Origin of the sequence: Streptomyces sp. NPDC007945, from assembly GCF_042958885.1 — a bacterium.
In the GTDB taxonomy this organism is placed as follows: Bacteria; Actinomycetota; Actinomycetes; order Streptomycetales; family Streptomycetaceae; genus Streptomyces.
The window spans coordinates 193,429-209,386 of record NZ_JBIBJV010000007.1; the positions used below are offsets into that span (position 1 = coordinate 193,429).

At 73.7% G+C, this 15,958-nt stretch carries 17 protein-coding genes; 5 read left to right on the top strand and 12 right to left on the bottom strand.

Features of this window, described 5'->3' with window-relative positions:
- Positions 1–4: 4 nt before the first annotated feature.
- The 7 genes from ACFZCF_RS23240 to ACFZCF_RS23270 form a co-directional block, all read right to left on the bottom strand.
- The gene (locus ACFZCF_RS23240; RefSeq protein WP_391288479.1) at positions 5–1,219 is read right to left on the bottom strand and encodes an acetylornithine transaminase; all 1,215 of its coding nucleotides are present in this window, start codon (positions 1,217–1,219) and stop codon (positions 5–7) included.
- Positions 1,216–2,121 (bottom strand): acetylglutamate kinase, encoded by a 906-nt coding sequence (argB, locus tag ACFZCF_RS23245; RefSeq protein WP_388446966.1) that lies wholly within the window; start codon positions 2,119–2,121, stop codon positions 1,216–1,218. Before argB ends, ACFZCF_RS23240 begins: the two co-directional genes overlap by 4 nt.
- The gene (argJ, locus tag ACFZCF_RS23250; protein WP_391288481.1) at positions 2,118–3,284 is read right to left on the bottom strand and encodes a bifunctional glutamate N-acetyltransferase/amino-acid acetyltransferase ArgJ; all 1,167 of its coding nucleotides are present in this window, start codon (positions 3,282–3,284) and stop codon (positions 2,118–2,120) included. Before argJ ends, argB begins: the two co-directional genes overlap by 4 nt.
- Entirely contained in the window at positions 3,281–4,309 is a 1,029-nt protein-coding gene (argC, locus tag ACFZCF_RS23255; protein WP_391288483.1) for an N-acetyl-gamma-glutamyl-phosphate reductase, read from the bottom strand. Before argC ends, argJ begins: the two co-directional genes overlap by 4 nt.
- A gap of 733 nt (positions 4,310–5,042) precedes the next feature.
- The gene (locus ACFZCF_RS23260) at positions 5,043–6,047 is read right to left on the bottom strand and encodes a zinc-binding dehydrogenase (RefSeq protein WP_391288723.1); all 1,005 of its coding nucleotides are present in this window, start codon (positions 6,045–6,047) and stop codon (positions 5,043–5,045) included.
- A gap of 69 nt (positions 6,048–6,116) precedes the next feature.
- A complete protein-coding gene (locus tag ACFZCF_RS23265) occupies positions 6,117–6,542 on the bottom strand; it encodes a hypothetical protein (protein WP_391288485.1) in 426 nt (141 codons plus the stop codon).
- 60 nt (positions 6,543–6,602) lie between these two features.
- Entirely contained in the window at positions 6,603–7,295 is a 693-nt protein-coding gene (locus ACFZCF_RS23270) for an SDR family oxidoreductase (RefSeq protein ID WP_388446978.1), read from the bottom strand.
- Between the two features lie 115 nt (positions 7,296–7,410).
- On the opposite strand from ACFZCF_RS23270, the gene ACFZCF_RS23275 reads away from it, so the two are divergent.
- The 3 genes from ACFZCF_RS23275 (at position 7,411) to ACFZCF_RS23285 (ending at position 9,466) form a co-directional block, all read left to right on the top strand.
- Positions 7,411–8,016 (top strand): TetR family transcriptional regulator, encoded by a 606-nt coding sequence (locus ACFZCF_RS23275; RefSeq protein WP_391288487.1) that lies wholly within the window; start codon positions 7,411–7,413, stop codon positions 8,014–8,016.
- Positions 8,017–8,232: 216 nt separating this feature from the next.
- Positions 8,233–8,676, top strand: coding sequence for a MarR family transcriptional regulator (locus ACFZCF_RS23280; protein ID WP_391288489.1), 444 nt, complete (start codon positions 8,233–8,235; stop codon positions 8,674–8,676).
- 178 nt (positions 8,677–8,854) lie between these two features.
- Positions 8,855–9,466, top strand: coding sequence for a DUF4440 domain-containing protein (locus ACFZCF_RS23285; protein ID WP_391288491.1), 612 nt, complete (start codon positions 8,855–8,857; stop codon positions 9,464–9,466).
- A gap of 5 nt (positions 9,467–9,471) precedes the next feature.
- Here the strand turns inward: ACFZCF_RS23285 and ACFZCF_RS23290 are convergent, their stop codons facing one another.
- The 4 genes from ACFZCF_RS23290 to ACFZCF_RS23305 form a co-directional block, all read right to left on the bottom strand.
- Positions 9,472–10,632 (bottom strand): methyltransferase, encoded by a 1,161-nt coding sequence (locus ACFZCF_RS23290; RefSeq protein WP_391288493.1) that lies wholly within the window; start codon positions 10,630–10,632, stop codon positions 9,472–9,474.
- 52 nt (positions 10,633–10,684) lie between these two features.
- Entirely contained in the window at positions 10,685–11,263 is a 579-nt protein-coding gene (locus ACFZCF_RS23295) for a histidine phosphatase family protein (RefSeq protein WP_388446996.1), read from the bottom strand.
- 68 nt (positions 11,264–11,331) lie between these two features.
- Complete coding sequence (locus ACFZCF_RS23300) at positions 11,332–11,775, bottom strand: GNAT family N-acetyltransferase (protein ID WP_391288496.1); 444 nt, start codon at positions 11,773–11,775, stop codon at positions 11,332–11,334.
- A gap of 90 nt (positions 11,776–11,865) precedes the next feature.
- Positions 11,866–13,299, bottom strand: coding sequence for an aminotransferase class I/II-fold pyridoxal phosphate-dependent enzyme (locus ACFZCF_RS23305; RefSeq protein WP_391288498.1), 1,434 nt, complete (start codon positions 13,297–13,299; stop codon positions 11,866–11,868).
- Between ACFZCF_RS23305 and ACFZCF_RS23310 the strand changes: the two genes are divergently transcribed.
- Complete coding sequence (locus tag ACFZCF_RS23310) at positions 13,298–14,239, top strand: EamA family transporter (protein ID WP_391288500.1); 942 nt, start codon at positions 13,298–13,300, stop codon at positions 14,237–14,239. The genes ACFZCF_RS23305 and ACFZCF_RS23310 overlap by 2 nt on opposite strands.
- A gap of 69 nt (positions 14,240–14,308) precedes the next feature.
- On the top strand, positions 14,309–14,503 hold the full coding sequence (locus ACFZCF_RS23315; protein WP_391288502.1) for a DUF1918 domain-containing protein: 195 nt from the start codon (positions 14,309–14,311) through the stop codon (positions 14,501–14,503).
- Here the strand turns inward: ACFZCF_RS23315 and ACFZCF_RS23320 are convergent.
- Positions 14,500–15,807: a family 10 glycosylhydrolase gene (locus tag ACFZCF_RS23320; protein ID WP_391288503.1), complete on the bottom strand. Its 1,308-nt coding sequence runs from the start codon at positions 15,805–15,807 to the stop codon at positions 14,500–14,502. The genes ACFZCF_RS23315 and ACFZCF_RS23320 overlap by 4 nt on opposite strands.
- Positions 15,808–15,958: the final 151 nt, after the last annotated feature.

Sequence of the window (15,958 nt, forward strand, 5' to 3'; positions counted from 1 at the left end):
CGCCTCATTCTCCGGTCGTTCCTTGCCCGTTCGCCTCGTACGCCTCGTACGCCTGCTGGAGGACGGCCGGGAACACCCGGAGGAAGGTGTCCGCCTCGGCGTCGGTGAGGACCAGCGGGGGCATGATCCGTACGACGTCGGGGGCGGGCGCGTTCACCAGGAGGCCGGCGTCCTGAGCCGCCTGCTGCACCTGGGGCGCGAGGGGCTCGGTGAGCACGATACCCAGCAGGAGCCCCGCACCACGGACGTGGGAGACCAGTGGGTGCCCCAGGGCCTCGGTTCCGGAGCGCAGGCGCTCGCCGACGGCCTTGACGTGGTCGAGGGCCGCGTCGGCGCCGAGGGTGTCCAGGACGGCGAGGCCGGCGGCGCACGCCACCGGGTTGCCGCCGAAGGTGGTGCCGTGGTGGCCGGGGGCGAAGAGCTCGGCGGCCGCGCCGAAGGCGACGGTGGCGCCGAGCGGCAGGCCGCCGCCGAGGCCCTTGGCGAGGGTGACGACGTCCGGGTCGACGCCTTCGTGGGCCTGGTGCTCGAACCAGTGGCCGCACCGCCCGATGCCGGTCTGCACCTCGTCGAGGACGAGGAGCGTGCCGGTGGCGCGGGTGATCTCCCGGGCCGCCTTCAGGTAGCCCGGCGGCGGGACGACGACGCCGTTCTCGCCCTGGACGGGCTCGATGATGACGAAGGCCGTCTCCTCGGTGACGGCGGCGCGCAGCGCCTCGACGTCGCCGTACGGGACGTGGGTGACGTCACCGGGCAGCGGCAGGAACGGGCCCTGCTTGCCGGGCTGGCCGGTGAGGGCGAGGGAGCCCATGGTCCGGCCGTGGAAGCCGCCCTCGGTGGCGACCATGTGGGTGCGGCCGGTGAGCCGGCCGATCTTGAACGCGGCCTCGTTGGCCTCGGCGCCCGAGTTGCAGAAGAAGACCTTCCCGGGGCGGCCGGCGAGCTGGAGCAGCCGCTCGGCGAGCGCGACGGGCGGTTCGGCGACGAAGAGGTTGGAGACGTGGCCGAGGCTCCCGATCTGGCGGGTGACGGCCTCGACGACGGCCGGGTGGGCGTGGCCGAGGGCGTTGACGGCGATGCCGCCGACGAAGTCGAGGTACTCGGTGCCGTCGGCGTCCCACACCTTGGCGCCCTCGCCGCGGACGAGGGGCAGGCGGGGGGTGCCGTAGTTGTCCATGAGCGAGCCCTGCCACCGCTCGGTCAGCCGCTGGTTGCTCATGCTTCCCCCTGTCCGTCCGGCACGACCATGGTGCCGATGCCCTCGTCGGTGAAGATCTCCAGCAGGATGGAGTGCTGGACGCGTCCGTCGATCACGCGGGCCGTGGTGACCCCGTTCCGTACGGCGTGCAGACAGCCCTCCATCTTGGGGACCATGCCGCTGGAGAGCTCGGGCAGCAGCTTCTCCAGCTGGCTCGCGGTGAGCCGGCTGATGACCTCGTCGCTGTTCGGCCAGTCCTCGTAGAGGCCCTCGACGTCGGTCAGGACCATCAGCGTTTCGGCGCCCAGCGCCGCAGCGAGTGCCGCAGCCGCCGTATCAGCATTGACGTTGTAGACATGTCCGTCGTCCTGGGAGCGGGCGATGGAGGAGACGACCGGGATGCGGCCGTCCTCCAGGAGCGCCTGGATGGCGCCGGTGTCGATGGCGGTGATCTCGCCGACGCGGCCGATGTCGACGCGTTCGCCGTCGATCTCCGGCCGGTGCTTGACGGCCGTGATGGTGTGGGCGTCCTCGCCGGTGAGGCCGACGGCGAGCGGGCCGTGCTGGTTGAGCAGGCCGACGAGCTCGCGCTGGACCTGGCCGGCGAGCACCATCCGCACGACGTCCATGGCGTCCTCGGTGGTGACCCGCAGGCCCGCCTTGAACTCGCTGACGATGCCGTGCCGGTCGAGGGCGGCGCTGATCTGCGGGCCGCCGCCGTGCACGACGACCGGCTTGAGGCCGGCGTGGCGCAGGAAGACGACGTCCTGCGCGAAGGCCGCCTTCAGCTCCTCGTCGATCATGGCGTTGCCGCCGAACTTGATGACGACGGTCTTGCCGTGGTGGCGGGTGAGCCAGGGCAGCGCCTCGATCAACGTCTGGGCCTTCGGGAGGGCGGTGTGCTTCCGCGTGGCGTTGGTCATGACGAGTACGCGCTGTTCTCGTGGACGTAGTCGGCGGTCAGGTCGTTGGCCCAGATCACGGCGGACTCGGAGCCGGCGGCGAGGTCGGCGGTGATGACGACCTCGCGGTAGCGCATGTCGACGAGGTCGCGGTCCTCGCCGACGGAGCCGTTGCGGCAGACCCAGACGCCGTTGATGGCGACGTTCAGCTCGTCGGGCTCGAAGGCGGCGGCGGTGGTGCCGATGGCGGAGAGGACGCGGCCCCAGTTGGGGTCCTCTCCGTGGATGGCGCACTTGAGGAGGTTGTTGCGGGCGATGGAGCGGCCCACCTCGACGGCGTCGTCCTCGGTGGCCGCGTTGACCACCTCGATGCGGATGTCCTTGCTGGCGCCCTCGGCGTCGCCGATGAGCTGGCGGGCGAGGTCGGCGCAGACCTCCCGGACGGCCTCGGCGAAGTCGTCCTGGGCGGGGGTGGCGCCGGAGGCGCCTGAGGCCAGCAGGAGGACCGTGTCGTTGGTGGACATGCAGCCGTCGGAGTCGACCCGGTCGAAGGTGAGCCGGGTGGCGGCCCGCAGGGCGGCGTCCAGGCCCTTGGCGTCGACGTCCGCGTCGGTGGTGAGGACGACGAGCATGGTGGCGAGGCCGGGGGCGAGCATGCCCGCGCCCTTCGCCATGCCGCCGACCGTCCAGCCGTCCCGAGAGACGACGGCGGTCTTGTGGACGGTGTCGGTGGTCTTGATGGCGATGGCGGCCTTCTCGCCGCCGTGCGCGGAGAGTTCGGCGGCGGCCTTCTCGACGCCGGGGAGGAGCTTGTCCATGGGGAGGAGGACGCCGATGAGGCCGGTGGAGGCGACGGCGACCTCGCCGGCGCCGACCTCGGCGCCCTGGCCGCTGAGGACCTCGGCGACCTTCTCGGCGGTGGCGTGGGTGTCCTGGAAGCCCTGCGGGCCGGTGCAGGCGTTGGCGCCACCGGAGTTGAGGACGACGGCGGTCAGCTCGCCGTCGGCGAGGACCTGCTGGGACCAGACGACCGGGGCGGCCTTGACGCGGTTGGAGGTGAAGACTCCCGCGGCGGCGCGGCGCGGCCCGGTGTTGACCACGAGGGCCAGGTCCGGGTTGCCGTTCTGCTTGATCCCGGCGGCGATGCCCGCCGCCGTGAATCCCTGCGCTGCGGTGACGCTCATGGAGCGACTCCAATCGTGGAGAGTCCGGTGTCCTCGGGAAGGCCGAGGGCGATGTTCATGCTCTGCACCGCGCCGCCGGCGGTGCCCTTGGTGAGGTTGTCGATGGCGCTGATCGCGATGATCCGGTGCGCGTTCGCGTCGTACGCGACCTGGACGTGAACGGCGTTGGAACCGTGGACGGACGCCGTCGCGGGCCACTGGCCCTCGGGGAGGAGGTGGACGAACGGCTCGTCCGCGTACGCCTTCTCGTAGGCGGCGCGCACGGCGTCGGCGGTCGTGCCGGGCCTGGCGGCGGCGGTGCAGGTGGCGAGGATGCCGCGGGGCATCGGGGCCAGGGTGGGGGTGAAGGAGACGGTGACCCGTTCGCCGGCCGGGCCGGAGAGGTTCTGGATCATCTCGGGGGTGTGCCGGTGGCCGCCGCCGACGCCGTACGGGGTCATGTTGCCCATGACCTCGCTGCCGAGGAGGTGCGGCTTGAGCGCCTTCCCGGCGCCGGAGGTGCCGGAGGCGGCGACGATCACGGCCTCCGGTTCGGCGAGCCGGTCCGCGTACGCCGGGAAGAGGGCGAGCGAGACGGCGGTGGGGTAGCAACCGGGCACGGCGATGCGCTTGGACGCCTGGAGGGCGGTGCGGGCGCCCGGAAGTTCGGGGAGGCCGTAGGGCCAGGTGCCGGCGTGCGGGGAGCCGTAGTACGTCTCCCAGTCGGCCGGGTCCTTCAGCCGGAAGTCGGCGCCCATGTCGACGACGAGGACGTCCGGGCCGAGCTGTTCGGCGACGGCGGCGGACTGGCCGTGCGGGAGGGCGAGGAAGACGACGTCGTGTCCGGCGAGCTCCTCGGCGGTGGTGGGCGCGAGGACGCGGTCGGCGAGCGGCAGCAGGTGCGGCTGGAGGCCGCCGAGCCTCTGTCCGGCGTTGGAGTGGCCGGTGAGCGTGCCGATCTCGACGTGGGGGTGGGCGAGGAGGAGGCGCAGGAGTTCCCCGCCCGCGTATCCGCTCGCGCCCGCCACTGCTGCTCGTACCGTCATCAATACCCTCCTCATGGATGGCATGACTATACGTGAGGCCGTAGTGTTATGCAACGAAGCGGTGGGGCCGGGGCGCGGTCCGCGTGACCGAGGTCGCAGTTGACGGGCGAAGACCCCATTGGCACAGGTCGTCGACAGGCGGAGGAAGCCGGTCGACGGGTCTTCAGGGCGATGATCGGCGGGGCCGGGCTTCACCTTGGTCACGGTGCGTGACTGGTGGTGACGACGACCCCTCTGCGCGTGTTCCTCGAGGGCCGTGCAGAGCCAGAAGGCGGGGACGGATGGTTCTCGCGATTCCCCACGCCCGAGATTCGTCAGGTCCACCATCACCATCAACTGCTCGTCCGTCGCCGTACCCGACGGCTCCCGCATCAGCTTCTCAGCGGGCCCGGACTCGACGACGGCCTCGGCCATCTCCGGCGTCTCCTTGATCACCGGATCAGTCGTTGATCAGACACTCCCGACATCTCGCTGAATTCGCATCGTTCTTGACGTGATCCGCACTCTTCGCAGGCAAATCGTCGTCCGGACCGTACTGCCGGTAGGCGACGCCCACGCCGTGCACGGACACGGCGCGGGGCGGCGCGTTCTCGTACGACGACGGGGTGGGCGCGGGGGAGCTGGACGGTGCGTTCGCGATCGGGTCCTGGTGCGGGAGAAAGGAGCGTGGGGCGGGTTCTTCTCGTTGTGGCGGGCGGCGTTCTCGACGCCGGGCAGGGCCGTTGCCCTGGGTTCACGTCATGGAGACGACGACCTTGCCGGCCTTTGCACGGCCCTTTTCGACGTACTCCATGGCCTGAAGGGTCTCGTCGAAGGGGAAGACCCGGTCGACGACGGGGCGGATCTTCCCGGCGTGGATGAGGGGGGTGAGTTCGCGCAGCTGGTCGCCACTGGCCCTCATGAACAGGAAGGAGTACGTGACACCGAGACGCTTGGCCTGGCGCCGGGTCTTGGCGCTGAGCGCGGCGATACCCAGGCGGAGCACCAGGTTCGAGCCGAGTTCGCGGGCGGTGGCCGGGTCGGGCGGGCCCGCGACGGAGACGGCCAGGCCGCCGGGCTTGAGGATGCGCAGGGACTTGGCGAGGTTTTCGCCGCCGAGGGAGTCCAGGACGAAGTCGTAGCCGGTGAGGAGTTCGGAGAAGTCCTGGGTGCGGTAGTCGATGACCTCGTCCGCGCCGAGGTCCTTGACGAGGTCGACCTTGGCGGTGCTCGCGGTGGCGGCCACGTGCGCACCCAGCGCCTTGGCCAGTTGGATGGTGACGGATCCCAGGCCGCCGGCGCCCGCGTGGACGAGGACCTTCTGGCCCGGCTGGACGTTGGCCCGCTCGACCAGGGCCTGCCAGGCGGTCAGCGCGACCAGGGGGAGGGAGGCGGCCTCGGCCATGGTGAGCGTGGCGGGCTTGGGCGCCAGGTCGTCCTGGCGGACGGCGAGGAGTTCGGCGAAGGTGCCGATGCGGTCCTTGTCGGGCCGCGCGTAGACCTCGTCGCCCACCGCGAAGCGGGTGACGGACGATCCGACGCGGACGACGGTTCCGGCGAGGTCGTTGCCCAGGACGAGCGGGAGACGGTAGGGCAGGATCGACTTGAGGTCACCGTCGCGGATCTTCATGTCCAGTGGGTTGATGCTCGCCGCGTGGATCCTGACCAGGACGTCGTCGGCGCCCACCTGGGGGCCGGGTATCTCGGCGGCGCGCACCCCGGTCGCAGCACCGTACTTCTCGACCATGAAGGCCTTCACCGTCATCTCCGTTCGTGCGGTCTCCCGTCCAAGCGGGAGGGGCGTTCTGTCCGTGAGGGGTTTGTCTCGTCACGAGACGGTTTGCGGTGCCTTCCTGTCCGCGCGCTCCGCGTCGGCACGACAGTGGCCGGTGCCTGCGCGGAGAACTCCGCGTCGGCCGCGTTTCCGGGCTCGGGCCACTGGCACGACCGAGGCGATGACACTGCTCGCGTCGCCGCCCCGGAGAAGTCCCAGCAAGCCCGCGATGCCCTCGTGCGGTACGCCGAGCGGCATGGCGCTGACCTCGTCAAGGCGCGCGTACTGCTCGTCGGTGAGCTGGACATCGAGGGTTGCGAGGTAGCTGTCGGCGCAGTCGAGGAAGGTGGCGCCGGCCTCGGCGAACCGGTCGAAGATCCGGCGGGCCTCGTCGGGCTCGGCGCCGGCGCCCCAGCCGGTGCCGAGTGCGCACTCCGAGACGCGCACTCCGGTCTTGCGGCGGAAGGCCGTGCGACGCATGGGAAGTCCTTGCGCCAAGAGGCCTGGAAGGCCGTCGTGCCGCGGTGGAGGGGGCGAGCGTCAGCCCGCGTTCGGCTGGGGCGCCGCGGACAGGCTCTGCTTGACGTACCTGCTGGTCTCGTCGGCGAGGATCTCGGGCAGGCCGGTCTCGATGCCGTAAAGGGCCTGGGCCGCGACGTCGGCGGCGGCGACCTTCTGATCGGCGGGCACGCCGGCGGCCATGTCGGTGTCCATGTAGCCGACGTGCAGCGCCGAGACGGTGATCCCCCGGGGCGCCAGTTCCTCGCGGCTCGCGTCGCTCAGCGCCCAGGCGGCGGCCTTGGAAGCCGCGTAGGAGCCGAGGCCTGCCGGGTGGAACCAGGACAGGGCGGACAGGACGTTGAGTACGGCGCCGCCGCCGTTGCCCTCGATGACAGGAGCGAAGGCCCGCGTGGCGAAGAGCGGGCCGAAGAAGTTGGTCTCCATCTCGCGACGTACCTCGTCCAGGTCGCCGCCGACCAGCGTCGCGCCGGTGGAGACGCCCGCGTTGTTGATCAGGAGCGTCGCGTCCGACGCGATGCGGGCGGCCTCCCGTATCGACTCCTGGCTCGTCACGTCGAGGCGCAGTGGGCGGACGCCCGGCAGGTCGACCGTCTCGGGACGGCGGGCCGCCGCGTAGACCTTGGCGCCGTGCTCGACGAGTTGGGCGGCCAGGTGCCGCCCAAGGCCCCGGTTGGCGCCGGTGACCACCGCGACCGCGTTCTTGAGTTCCATGCTCGCTCCTGTCCTCCGCAGGTGCCGTCGGAGCGCCCGCGCTGTTTAGATTGCAAGCACAATCTAAACACGGGGCTATGATAGATGCCAGTCGACATCCAAATGGGAGGTGGCCATGGGCCGCGTATCGCAGGCGCAGGCGGAGGCGAATCGCAGGCGGGTGGTGGACACCGCGTCGCGGCTCTTCCGGGAGCAGGGCACCCACGTCAGCGTCGCCGATCTCATGAAGGCGGCCGGCCTCACCCACGGCGCCTTCTACAAGCAGTTCGCCTCCAAGGAAGCGCTCGTCGATGAGGTCACCGCCCATGCCTTCGATGAGATCGCACGGCGCAATGCGGCCGGGCTCGAACGGCACGACGGGCAGCGGGATGCCGCTCAGCGGGCCCTGATCGACGCCTACCTCTCCGTCGAACACCGCGACAACGCGGCGGACGGCTGCCCGGTCGCGGCTCTCGCCACCGACATCGCGCGCGGACCCGAAGGCCGCGAGGCGCGCCGCACCTACGCGGAGGGCGTGGCCGACTTCGCCGCGTTCCTCGCCCCCGCCGAGGCCGTCGCGGACGGCGAGAGCGGCGGCGAGGGCGTCGGGGGCGGTGAGGGCGGCCTCGCCCGTTTGTGCACCCTGGTCGGCGCTCTGGTCCTGTCCCGGGCCACCCAGGGCTCCCCGCTCTCCGAGGAGATCCTCGCCGCCGCGCAGGCGGCCCTGACGGAAGCCGACTGACCGGGGGCCAGGCATCGGGCGCCGCGCGGCGTGTGCGCACCGGCCGCACCCGGCGCGCCGTCGACGTGGTCCAGGACCTGCTCCGGCAGCTGGTCGCCCCGCTCGGGGGCCCCGGCTCCCCGCGTGCGCGGCCTTCGCCGAGGAGCTGACGCCCCTGCTCGACGTACCGCTCGTTCCCTCACCGCCCGACGACACGACCGCTCAGGGGGCCACACCGTGACCACCACCGCACCCGCCGCCGACTCCCGCACGCTAGGCCTCGCCCACTACGCGGCCCGGGGCGTCCTGGCGCACGTCCTGACCCGGCACGGCCTCACCTTCACGCAGCAGATCGCGCTGCGCACGGCCGTCACCGCCGACGCCCCGCGCACCCCGGACGAGCTGGCCGCCACGGTCCTGACCGCCCTCAAGACGGGACCGGCCGAGGCCCGGGCCGCGTTCGACGCGCTGCGGGACCAGGGGCTGCTGCTCGCCGACGGTCCCCATCTGGTCCCCACGGACGCCGGCCGCGCCCTGCTCGCCGCCGCCGCCCCCGAGATCGCCCCCGTCACCGCCCGCGTCTGGGCCGGGATCGCCGCCGAGGACCTGGCCGCCGCCGGCCGCCTCCTCGCCCGCGTCACCGAGAACGCCGACCGGGAACTCGCCGCGCTGAAGCGCTGACCCCGCCCTCCCGCCCGGGCCCGCCGAGCCGTGCCGCGCCGTGCCGGGTGGAGGGCGGCCCGGCCACGCCGGTCCCCCTCGCGGCCTCGTGCGCGCCCGCGTTCCCGGAGCGGCGTCACAACGCCCGCGGACGGTCCGTCAAGCCGGTGTGAAGGCACCGGACGGAGAGAGGGACCCCATGGACGACGACGCCGCCGGAGGGGCGGGCCGGCGCGGGGACGCGGTGGCGGAGGGGCTGGACGCGGCCGTGCTCGGGGGCTTCCTCGCCGTGCTCGACCGGCTCGGGGCGCGGGACCGGGTCGCGTACCTGCTGCACGACGTGTTCGGGCTGCCGCCCGGGGAGACCGCCCGGGTCGTCGGGGGCTCGCCCGCCGAAGCGGCCCGGTGTGCGAGGCGGGCGCGGGAGCGGCTGCGCGGCGGGACGCCGGGCCACGGGGGTGGCGCTCCGGGGGCGCGGCGGGCGCTGGTGCGAGCCTTCCTCGCCGCGGCACGCGCGCGTGACGCCGTCGCGCTCGCCGCGCTCCTCGCCCCGGACGCCGTCGCGTACTCCGAGCGAGGCGCCGTGCACGGCGCCCCGGCCGTGGCCGCCGCGGTCGCCGCGTTCATCGGGCCGGGCACCCTGGTGCGGCCCGCCCGGGTGGAGGGCGCGGTCGGTGCGGTGGCCCACGTGGACGGACGACCGGTCGCCGCCGTGTCCTTCGCGTTCCGCGGCGACCGGATCACCGGCGTGGAGATCACGACGGGGACGGGCGGGCTCCGCGCCCTCGGGCCGGTGCTCCCCGAGGCGTGACGGGGTCAGCGCTTGATCGCGCGCAGCACCACGAACTTCGGGTCGCTCGCGACCAGTTCGCTGTTGCCGAAGATGCGGCGGAGGGTGCTGTGGTAGCCGAGGTGGCGGTTGCCGACGACCCACAGTTCGCCGCCGGAACGCAGGGCGCGGCGCGCGTCGGAGAACATGCGTCGGGCGGTGCGGTCGGTGGTGGCCTGGTGGCTGTGGAAGGGCGGGTTGTTGAGGACCAGGTCGAGCGAGTCGGCGGGGACGTCCGCGAGCCCGTCGCCGACCGTGAACTCGGCCTTGCGCCCCTCCCCCACGTGGGTGCGGAAGTTCTCCTCGGCGGAGGCGACGGCCTGGTACGACTCGTCGGTGAAGAGCAGTTCGGCGTCGGGTTCGGCGAGGGCGACCGCGAGGCCGACGACGCCGTTGCCGCAGCCGAGGTCGGCCACCCGTGCGTGGCCGAGGCCCGTCGGCAGGTTGCCGAGCAGGAAGCGGGTGCCGATGTCGAGGCGGTCGGCGCAGAAGACGCCCGCCTCGTTGACGACCGTGCGGCCGGCGAGCCCCGGCGCGGGCGTGTCGGCGGGGAGCGCGTACCGGTACGGCCAGGGGTTCGGACCGGGCGCGGCGGCCGGGCCGGGGGTGGTGTGGATCAGCCGGGCCTTCTTCACCGCGAGCGAGGTGCGGGTGGGGCCGAGGATCCGCTCGAAGAGGGTCAGGGTGGAGGTGTGGATCTCCTTGACCATGCCGGTGCCGACGATCACCGTGCCGTCGTGCACGGCGGGCGCGAGCCGGTGCAGCTGGTCCTCCAGGAGCGCCAGGCTCTTGGGGACGCGGACGAGCAGGACATCGATTTGGGCGGGCGGCGGGTCCTGGGTGGTGAGAAGCCGGACGGTGCCGGGGGCGGCGCCGGCCCGCGCGAGGTTGGTGCGGGTGGCCTCGCGGCCGAGGTACGAGTCGGAGATCTGCACGAGCTCCCCGGGCCCGGCGGCGGCCAGCGCGGTGACGAGCGCGCCCCAGCGGTCGCCGAGGACGGCGACGGTGCCGGAGAGGCCGGTGTCGGTCTCGGCGAGGTGGTTCAGCAGGTACTCGTCGGCCGCGTCCCAGGCGCGCAGCGGGTCGCGCGGGTCCTCGGGGTGGCGGGTGAGGGTGACGTCGCCCCATGGCGTGGTCAAACGGTTCATCGTGCCCCCAGGCTAGCCGCTCTGTCCCGGCGCGCCCGCCGGTCCCGGCCGGTCAGCGCAGCGCGGGAGCGTCCAGGTGGAGGTGCCAGGCGCCGGGGCGGCCGACGAGGGTGACGGTCGACAGGGGGCGGACATCGACGCTCCAGTAGGTGGCGGGGGCGGCGCGGAGCGCGTAGACGAGGGCGGCGCGGACGACGGAGGGTTCGGCGACGGCGACGACGGTGGCGTCGTCCGCGGGGCGGGTGTCGAGCCAGTTGCCGATGCGGGAGATGAAGGCGAGGAGGGGTTCCCCGCCGTGCGGGGCCGACCGGGCGTCGGCGAGCCAGGCGTCGACGGCGGCCGGTTCGAGGGCGGCGACCTCGGCGAGGGTGAGGCCGCGCCAGCGGCCCATGTCGCAGTCGCGCAGCGCGGGCTGGGCGAGCGGGGCGTAGCCGAGGGCGGTGCCGGTGGCGCGGCTGCGCGGCGTCGGCGCGCAGTAGCGGAGTTCGGCGGCGCCGAACGGGAGGAGCGCGGGCGCGGCCTGCTGCACCGCGTACCATCCGGCCTCGTCGAGCGGCCGGTCGTCGTCGAAGCGTTCGGCGAGCAGGGAGGAACTGCGCGCCGCCGCGACCAGCGTGACCCGAAGACCCATGGCCGCGATCGTGAGGCCGGTGGGGTCCCGGGTCAAGGGGTGCGGCGGGGGGACGGGGAGGCCCCGGTTCAGTCGTGTCCGAGAGACATCCACATGTCCGGATTCTTCAGTGGCGCGAATCCGACCTTCTCGTAGACGCCGTGGGCGTCGGCGGTGGCGAGCATGATCCGGCGGAGCCCGTACGGCTCCAGGTGGTCGCGGACGGCGGTGACGAGGGCGGTGCCGAGGCCGGTGCCGCGGGCCGGCCGGTCGACGTAGACGTCGCAGAGCCAGGCGAAGGTGGCGTGGTCGGTGATCACGCGCGCGTACGCGGCGATCTCGCCGGTGTCGCGGTGGTAGGCGCCGAAGTTGAGCGAGCCGGCGATGGCCGCGTCCTGCTTCTCCCGAGGTCGGCCGAGGGCCCAGTAGGCGTCGGTGGAGAGCCAGTGGTGGACGCGGGCGGGGTCGATGCGGGCGGGGTCGGCGGAGATCTCGTACGCCCCGTGGAGGGTGACGGCGGTGGTCTCGGTCATGGCCGGAGGATGCCAAAGCCGCGGGCAGGTGTCAGGCGGGTTTTCCGGGCGGCCGCGCGGGGCTCGCGCGGCGGCCCGGCCCGCCGGGCGTCACGGGAGCAGTTCGTCCATGGCGGTGCGGAGCCTGCGGACGCCCTCGGTGATCTCCGTGGGCCCGGCGACACCCGCGAAACTCAGCCGGATGTGGCCGGCCGGCGGTTCGGCGCAGAAGTAGGGCCGTCCGGGAGCGGCGGCGACGCCGGCGCGGAGGGCGGCGGCGAGGAGGGCGGCCTCGGGGAGGGCGTCGGGGAGGCGGAGCCAGAGGTGGTAGCCGCCATAGGGGACGTGGGGCAGGGCCAGTTCGGGGAGCCGGAGGGCGACGGCGGCGGTGAGGGTGTCGCGGCGGGCCTTCAGCTCCTGGGAGACGGTCCTGAGGTGGCGGGACCAGGCGGGGGCGCCGACGAGTTCGAGGGCGGCCTCCTGGAGGGGGCGGGGGACGAAGAAGCTGTCGACGACCTGGATGGCTCGCAGCCGCTCCAGGACGGGGCCGCGGGCGGCGAGCGCGCCGACCCGCAGGCTCGCCGAGGTGATCTTGGTGAGGGAGCGGACGTGGACGACGACGCCGTCGGGGTCGTCGGCGGCGAGCGGCGCGGGCAGCGGCGGGGCGTCCTCGTGGACGAGCCGGCGGGCGAAGTCGTCCTCGACGACGAAGGCGCCGGCGGCGCGGGCGATGCGGACGACCTCCCGGCGGCGCTCGGGCGGGAGGACGGCGCCGGTGGGGTTCTGGAAGAGCGGCTGGCAGACGAGGACGCGGGCGCCGGTGGCGCGGAAGGCGGCTTCGAGGAGGTCGGTGCGGATGCCGTCGGCGTCGGCGGGCACGGGCACCGGGCGCAGCCCGGCGGCGCGGGCGACGGCGAGCATGCCGGGGTAGGTGGGCGACTCGACGAGGACGGGGGTGCCGGGCGGGGCGAGCGCGCGCAGAGCGGTGGTGAGGGCGGACTGGCCGCCGGCGGTGATGAGGACCTCGGCGCCGGTGACGCCGCCGCCGATCTCGCGGGCGAACCACTCGCGGAGTTCGGCGAGGCCGTCGGAGGGCGGCCGGCCCCAGGCGCCGGGGCGGCGGCCGGCCCGGGCGAGGGCGGCGGCCAGGGCCCGCTCGGGCTGGAGGGAGGGGTGGAGGTAGCCGCCGTTGAACTCGACGACGCCGGGCGGGGGCGCGGCGAGGGTGACGAGGACGCCGGAGGCGTCGACGGCGCGGGGGACGAGTTCGGTGGCGGCGTCGGCGCTGAGGGCCAGTTCCTGCCAGGAGGTGTCGCCGGTGGCGGCGGGGGCGGGTGCCTCGGCCTTGAAGGCGCCGGCGCCGGGCCGGGTGACGACCAGGCCCTCGGCGGCGAGCTGGGCGAGGGCGCGGGAGACGGTCACCGGGGAGACGTGGTGGCGTTCGACGAGCGCCCGGCTCGATGGCAGCTTTCCACCGGGAGAGTAGCGGTCGAGCTCCGCTTTCAGGGTTTTCGCCAGTTCGGCCACGCTGCTACGCTCATGCATGAGAGCCAAGAGTAGCGCTACTGCCCCCATGACGATAGCGGTCAGCGACCGGACGGGCCCGGCTCCCACCTCGGTGGCGGCGCCGGGCGCGCAGGGCACCGTTCTCGCCCTCCTGGGCGTCGTCTCCTTCTCGCTGACCTTCCCGTCGACGGTGTGGGGCCTGGAGAGCTTCGGCCCCTGGTCGCTGGTGGCCGTGCGCTCCACGCTCGCCGCGGCGATCGCCGGCGTCTTCCTGCTCGCGGGCCGGGTCCCGCTGCCGGAGCGCCGCCACCTGGCCGGGCTCGCGGTGGTCGCCGGGGGCGTGGTGGTGGGGTTCCCGCTGCTGACCACGCTGGCCCTGCGGACCTCCACCACCTCGCACGCCGCCGTCGTCGTGGGCCTGCTGCCGCTCACCACGGCCGCCTTCGCCGCCGTGCGGACCGGTCGACGCCCGTCGCGCACCTTCTGGACCGCTGCCCTCGCCGGCGCCGCCGTCGTGATCGCCTTCACCGTCCAGCAGAGCGGCGGCGCGCTCTCCACCGGCGACCTCTACCTCTTCGGCGCGCTCCTCGTCTGCGCCGCCGGTTACACCGAGGGCGGCCGCCTGGCCCGGGTGATGCCGGGCTGGCAGGTGATCGGGTGGGCGCTGGTGCTCTCCCTGCCGCTGATGGCCCCGGCCTCGGTGGTGGCGCTCTCCCTGGAACCGGTGCGCCTCACCGCCCACGGCGTGATCGGCCTGGCCTGGGTGGCGGCCGGCTCCACCTTCTTCGGCCTGTACGTCTGGTACCGCGGCATGGCCACGATCGGCATCCCCCGCGCCAGCCAGCTCCAGCTCGCCCAGCCGCTGCTGACGCTGTTCTGGTCGGTCTTCCTGCTGGGCGAGTCCCTGCCCCTGGCCGCGCCGGTCGCGGCCGTCGGCGTGCTGGTCTGCATCGCGGTGACCCAGCGCGCGAAGAGCTGACGCGACGGGCGGCAGTGACCTGCGTCACAATGACAGACAAAGGCCCTACGCGCGCGAGGAGGTCATCCGATGCAGGCGAGTGTGGGCGACAGACTGCTGGTGCACGGCCGGACCGTAGGTCGGCACGACCGTACGGCCCAGGTCCTGGAAGTGAAGGGGGAGAACGGCGCTCCCCCCTACAAGGTGAGGTTCGACGACGACGGTCACGAGGCCCTGATGTCCCCGGGCCCCGACACCGTCGTCCGTCACGACGACAGGCCCTAGGAGGCCGGGCCCGCGGCGCGCGGCCCGCGGGCCCGCTCCCGGTAGTGGTCGGCCACGACGGCGGCGAGGGCGCCGGCGCGGTCCCGCGTGACCTCCCGCGCCGCGAAGTAGCAGTGTCCGCCGACGCCCGGGCGTTCGACGGCCAGTGCCAGGTGCCGTGACAGCTCACGCGGGTCCTGCCACGCCTCGGGCTGGGCCGGGTCGCCCGCCTTGTACAGCGCCTCGCCGACGTAGAGGCCCACGCCCGTCCCCTCCACCGTCGCGTCCCACCAGTCGAGGAGGGTGGCGTAGTCGGTGCCGGAGTGGCCGATGTGCCAGTACAGCTGCGGCACCACGTGGTCGATCCAGCCCTCCCGGACCCACTTGCGGGTGTCCGCGTACAGGTCGTCGTAGCTCGACAGCCCGCCCCGGGTGTCGGAGCCCGCGGGGTCATCGGCGCGGTTCCGCCACACCCCGAAGGGGCTGACGCCGAAGGCGACGCCCGGCTTGAGCTCCTTGATCCGGGCGGACATCTCCGAGACCAGCAGGTCGGTGTTGTGGCGCCGCCAGTCCGCGCGGTCGGGGAAGTCGGCGCCGTGGCGGGCGTACGAGCCGTCGTCGTCGAAGTCCTCCCCCGCCACCGGGTACGGGTAGAAGTAGTCGTCCCAGTGGACGGCGTCCAGGTCGTAGCGGCGCACCGCGTCGAGCATGGCGTCCTGCACGAAGCGCCGGACCTCGGGCTGCCCGGGGTCGTAGTAGAGCCTCCCGCCGTAGGGCACGGTCCACCCGGGGTGGAGCCGGGCCGGGTGGGAGGCCGCGAGCCGGGCCGGGTCCGTGTGGTTCGCCACACGGTACGGGTTGAACCAGGCGTGCAGCTCCAGGTCCCGCGCGTGGGCCTCGGCGACCGCCGTCCCCAGCGGGTCCCAGCCGGGGTCGCGGCCCTGCGTCCCGGTGAGGCACTGCGCCCAGGGCTCGTACGGCGACGGCCACAGGGCGTCGGCGGTGGGCCGCACCTGGAGGACCACGGCGTTGAGCCGCCGCTCCACCGCCTTGTCCAGGTGGGCGAGGAGCTCGGCCTTCTGCGCCCCGGCGGAGAGGCCGGGGCGGGACGGCCAGTCCCTGTTGGTGACGGTCGCCACCCACATCCCGCGGAACCGGAAGCTGTCCGCCGCCGCCCCTCCGGCCGGCCCCGCCGCGGGCTCCGCCCCGGGCGCCGTCGTCGGCGCCGGGGCGGGATCCCGTCCGCGCGCCCCGCGCCGCTCCGCGGCGGCGCCCGGAGCGCCGCTCCCCACGACGGCGAATGCCGCTCCCGTGGCGGTCGTCACAAACCCTCTTCTCCCGATAGGCCGCACTTGTACCCCTCCGCTGTCGGACACGTCACACCTCCTGGGACAGCATGCCCGCCTCCGACCGATCGATCATCGCGCGAATCGGAGTAACGTCATGGGGTCGAGGCGTGCGCACCGGAATCACACG

Bases quoted from the DNA above. Each gene is read 5' to 3' on its own strand.
- argJ (WP_391288481.1), bottom strand. From the start codon at position 3,284: ATGAGCGTCACCGCAGCGCAGGGATTCACGGCGGCGGGCATCGCCGCC.
- ACFZCF_RS23270 (WP_388446978.1), bottom strand. From the start codon at position 7,295: ATGGAACTCAAGAACGCGGTCGCGGTGGTCACCGGCGCCAACCGGGGC.
- ACFZCF_RS23290 (WP_391288493.1), bottom strand. From the start codon at position 10,632: ATGAACCGTTTGACCACGCCATGGGGCGACGTCACCCTCACCCGCCAC.
- ACFZCF_RS23275 (WP_391288487.1), top strand. From the start codon at position 7,411: ATGGGCCGCGTATCGCAGGCGCAGGCGGAGGCGAATCGCAGGCGGGTG.
- ACFZCF_RS23285 (WP_391288491.1), top strand. From the start codon at position 8,855: ATGGACGACGACGCCGCCGGAGGGGCGGGCCGGCGCGGGGACGCGGTG.
- ACFZCF_RS23295 (WP_388446996.1), bottom strand. From the start codon at position 11,263: ATGGGTCTTCGGGTCACGCTGGTCGCGGCGGCGCGCAGTTCCTCCCTG.
- ACFZCF_RS23305 (WP_391288498.1), bottom strand. From the start codon at position 13,299: ATGCATGAGCGTAGCAGCGTGGCCGAACTGGCGAAAACCCTGAAAGCG.
- ACFZCF_RS23265 (WP_391288485.1), bottom strand. From the start codon at position 6,542: ATGCGTCGCACGGCCTTCCGCCGCAAGACCGGAGTGCGCGTCTCGGAG.
- ACFZCF_RS23310 (WP_391288500.1), top strand. From the start codon at position 13,298: ATGAGAGCCAAGAGTAGCGCTACTGCCCCCATGACGATAGCGGTCAGC.
- ACFZCF_RS23315 (WP_391288502.1), top strand. From the start codon at position 14,309: ATGCAGGCGAGTGTGGGCGACAGACTGCTGGTGCACGGCCGGACCGTA.
- argB (WP_388446966.1), bottom strand. From the start codon at position 2,121: ATGACCAACGCCACGCGGAAGCACACCGCCCTCCCGAAGGCCCAGACG.
- ACFZCF_RS23240 (WP_391288479.1), bottom strand. From the start codon at position 1,219: ATGAGCAACCAGCGGCTGACCGAGCGGTGGCAGGGCTCGCTCATGGAC.
- ACFZCF_RS23300 (WP_391288496.1), bottom strand. From the start codon at position 11,775: ATGACCGAGACCACCGCCGTCACCCTCCACGGGGCGTACGAGATCTCC.
- argC (WP_391288483.1), bottom strand. From the start codon at position 4,309: ATGACGGTACGAGCAGCAGTGGCGGGCGCGAGCGGATACGCGGGCGGG.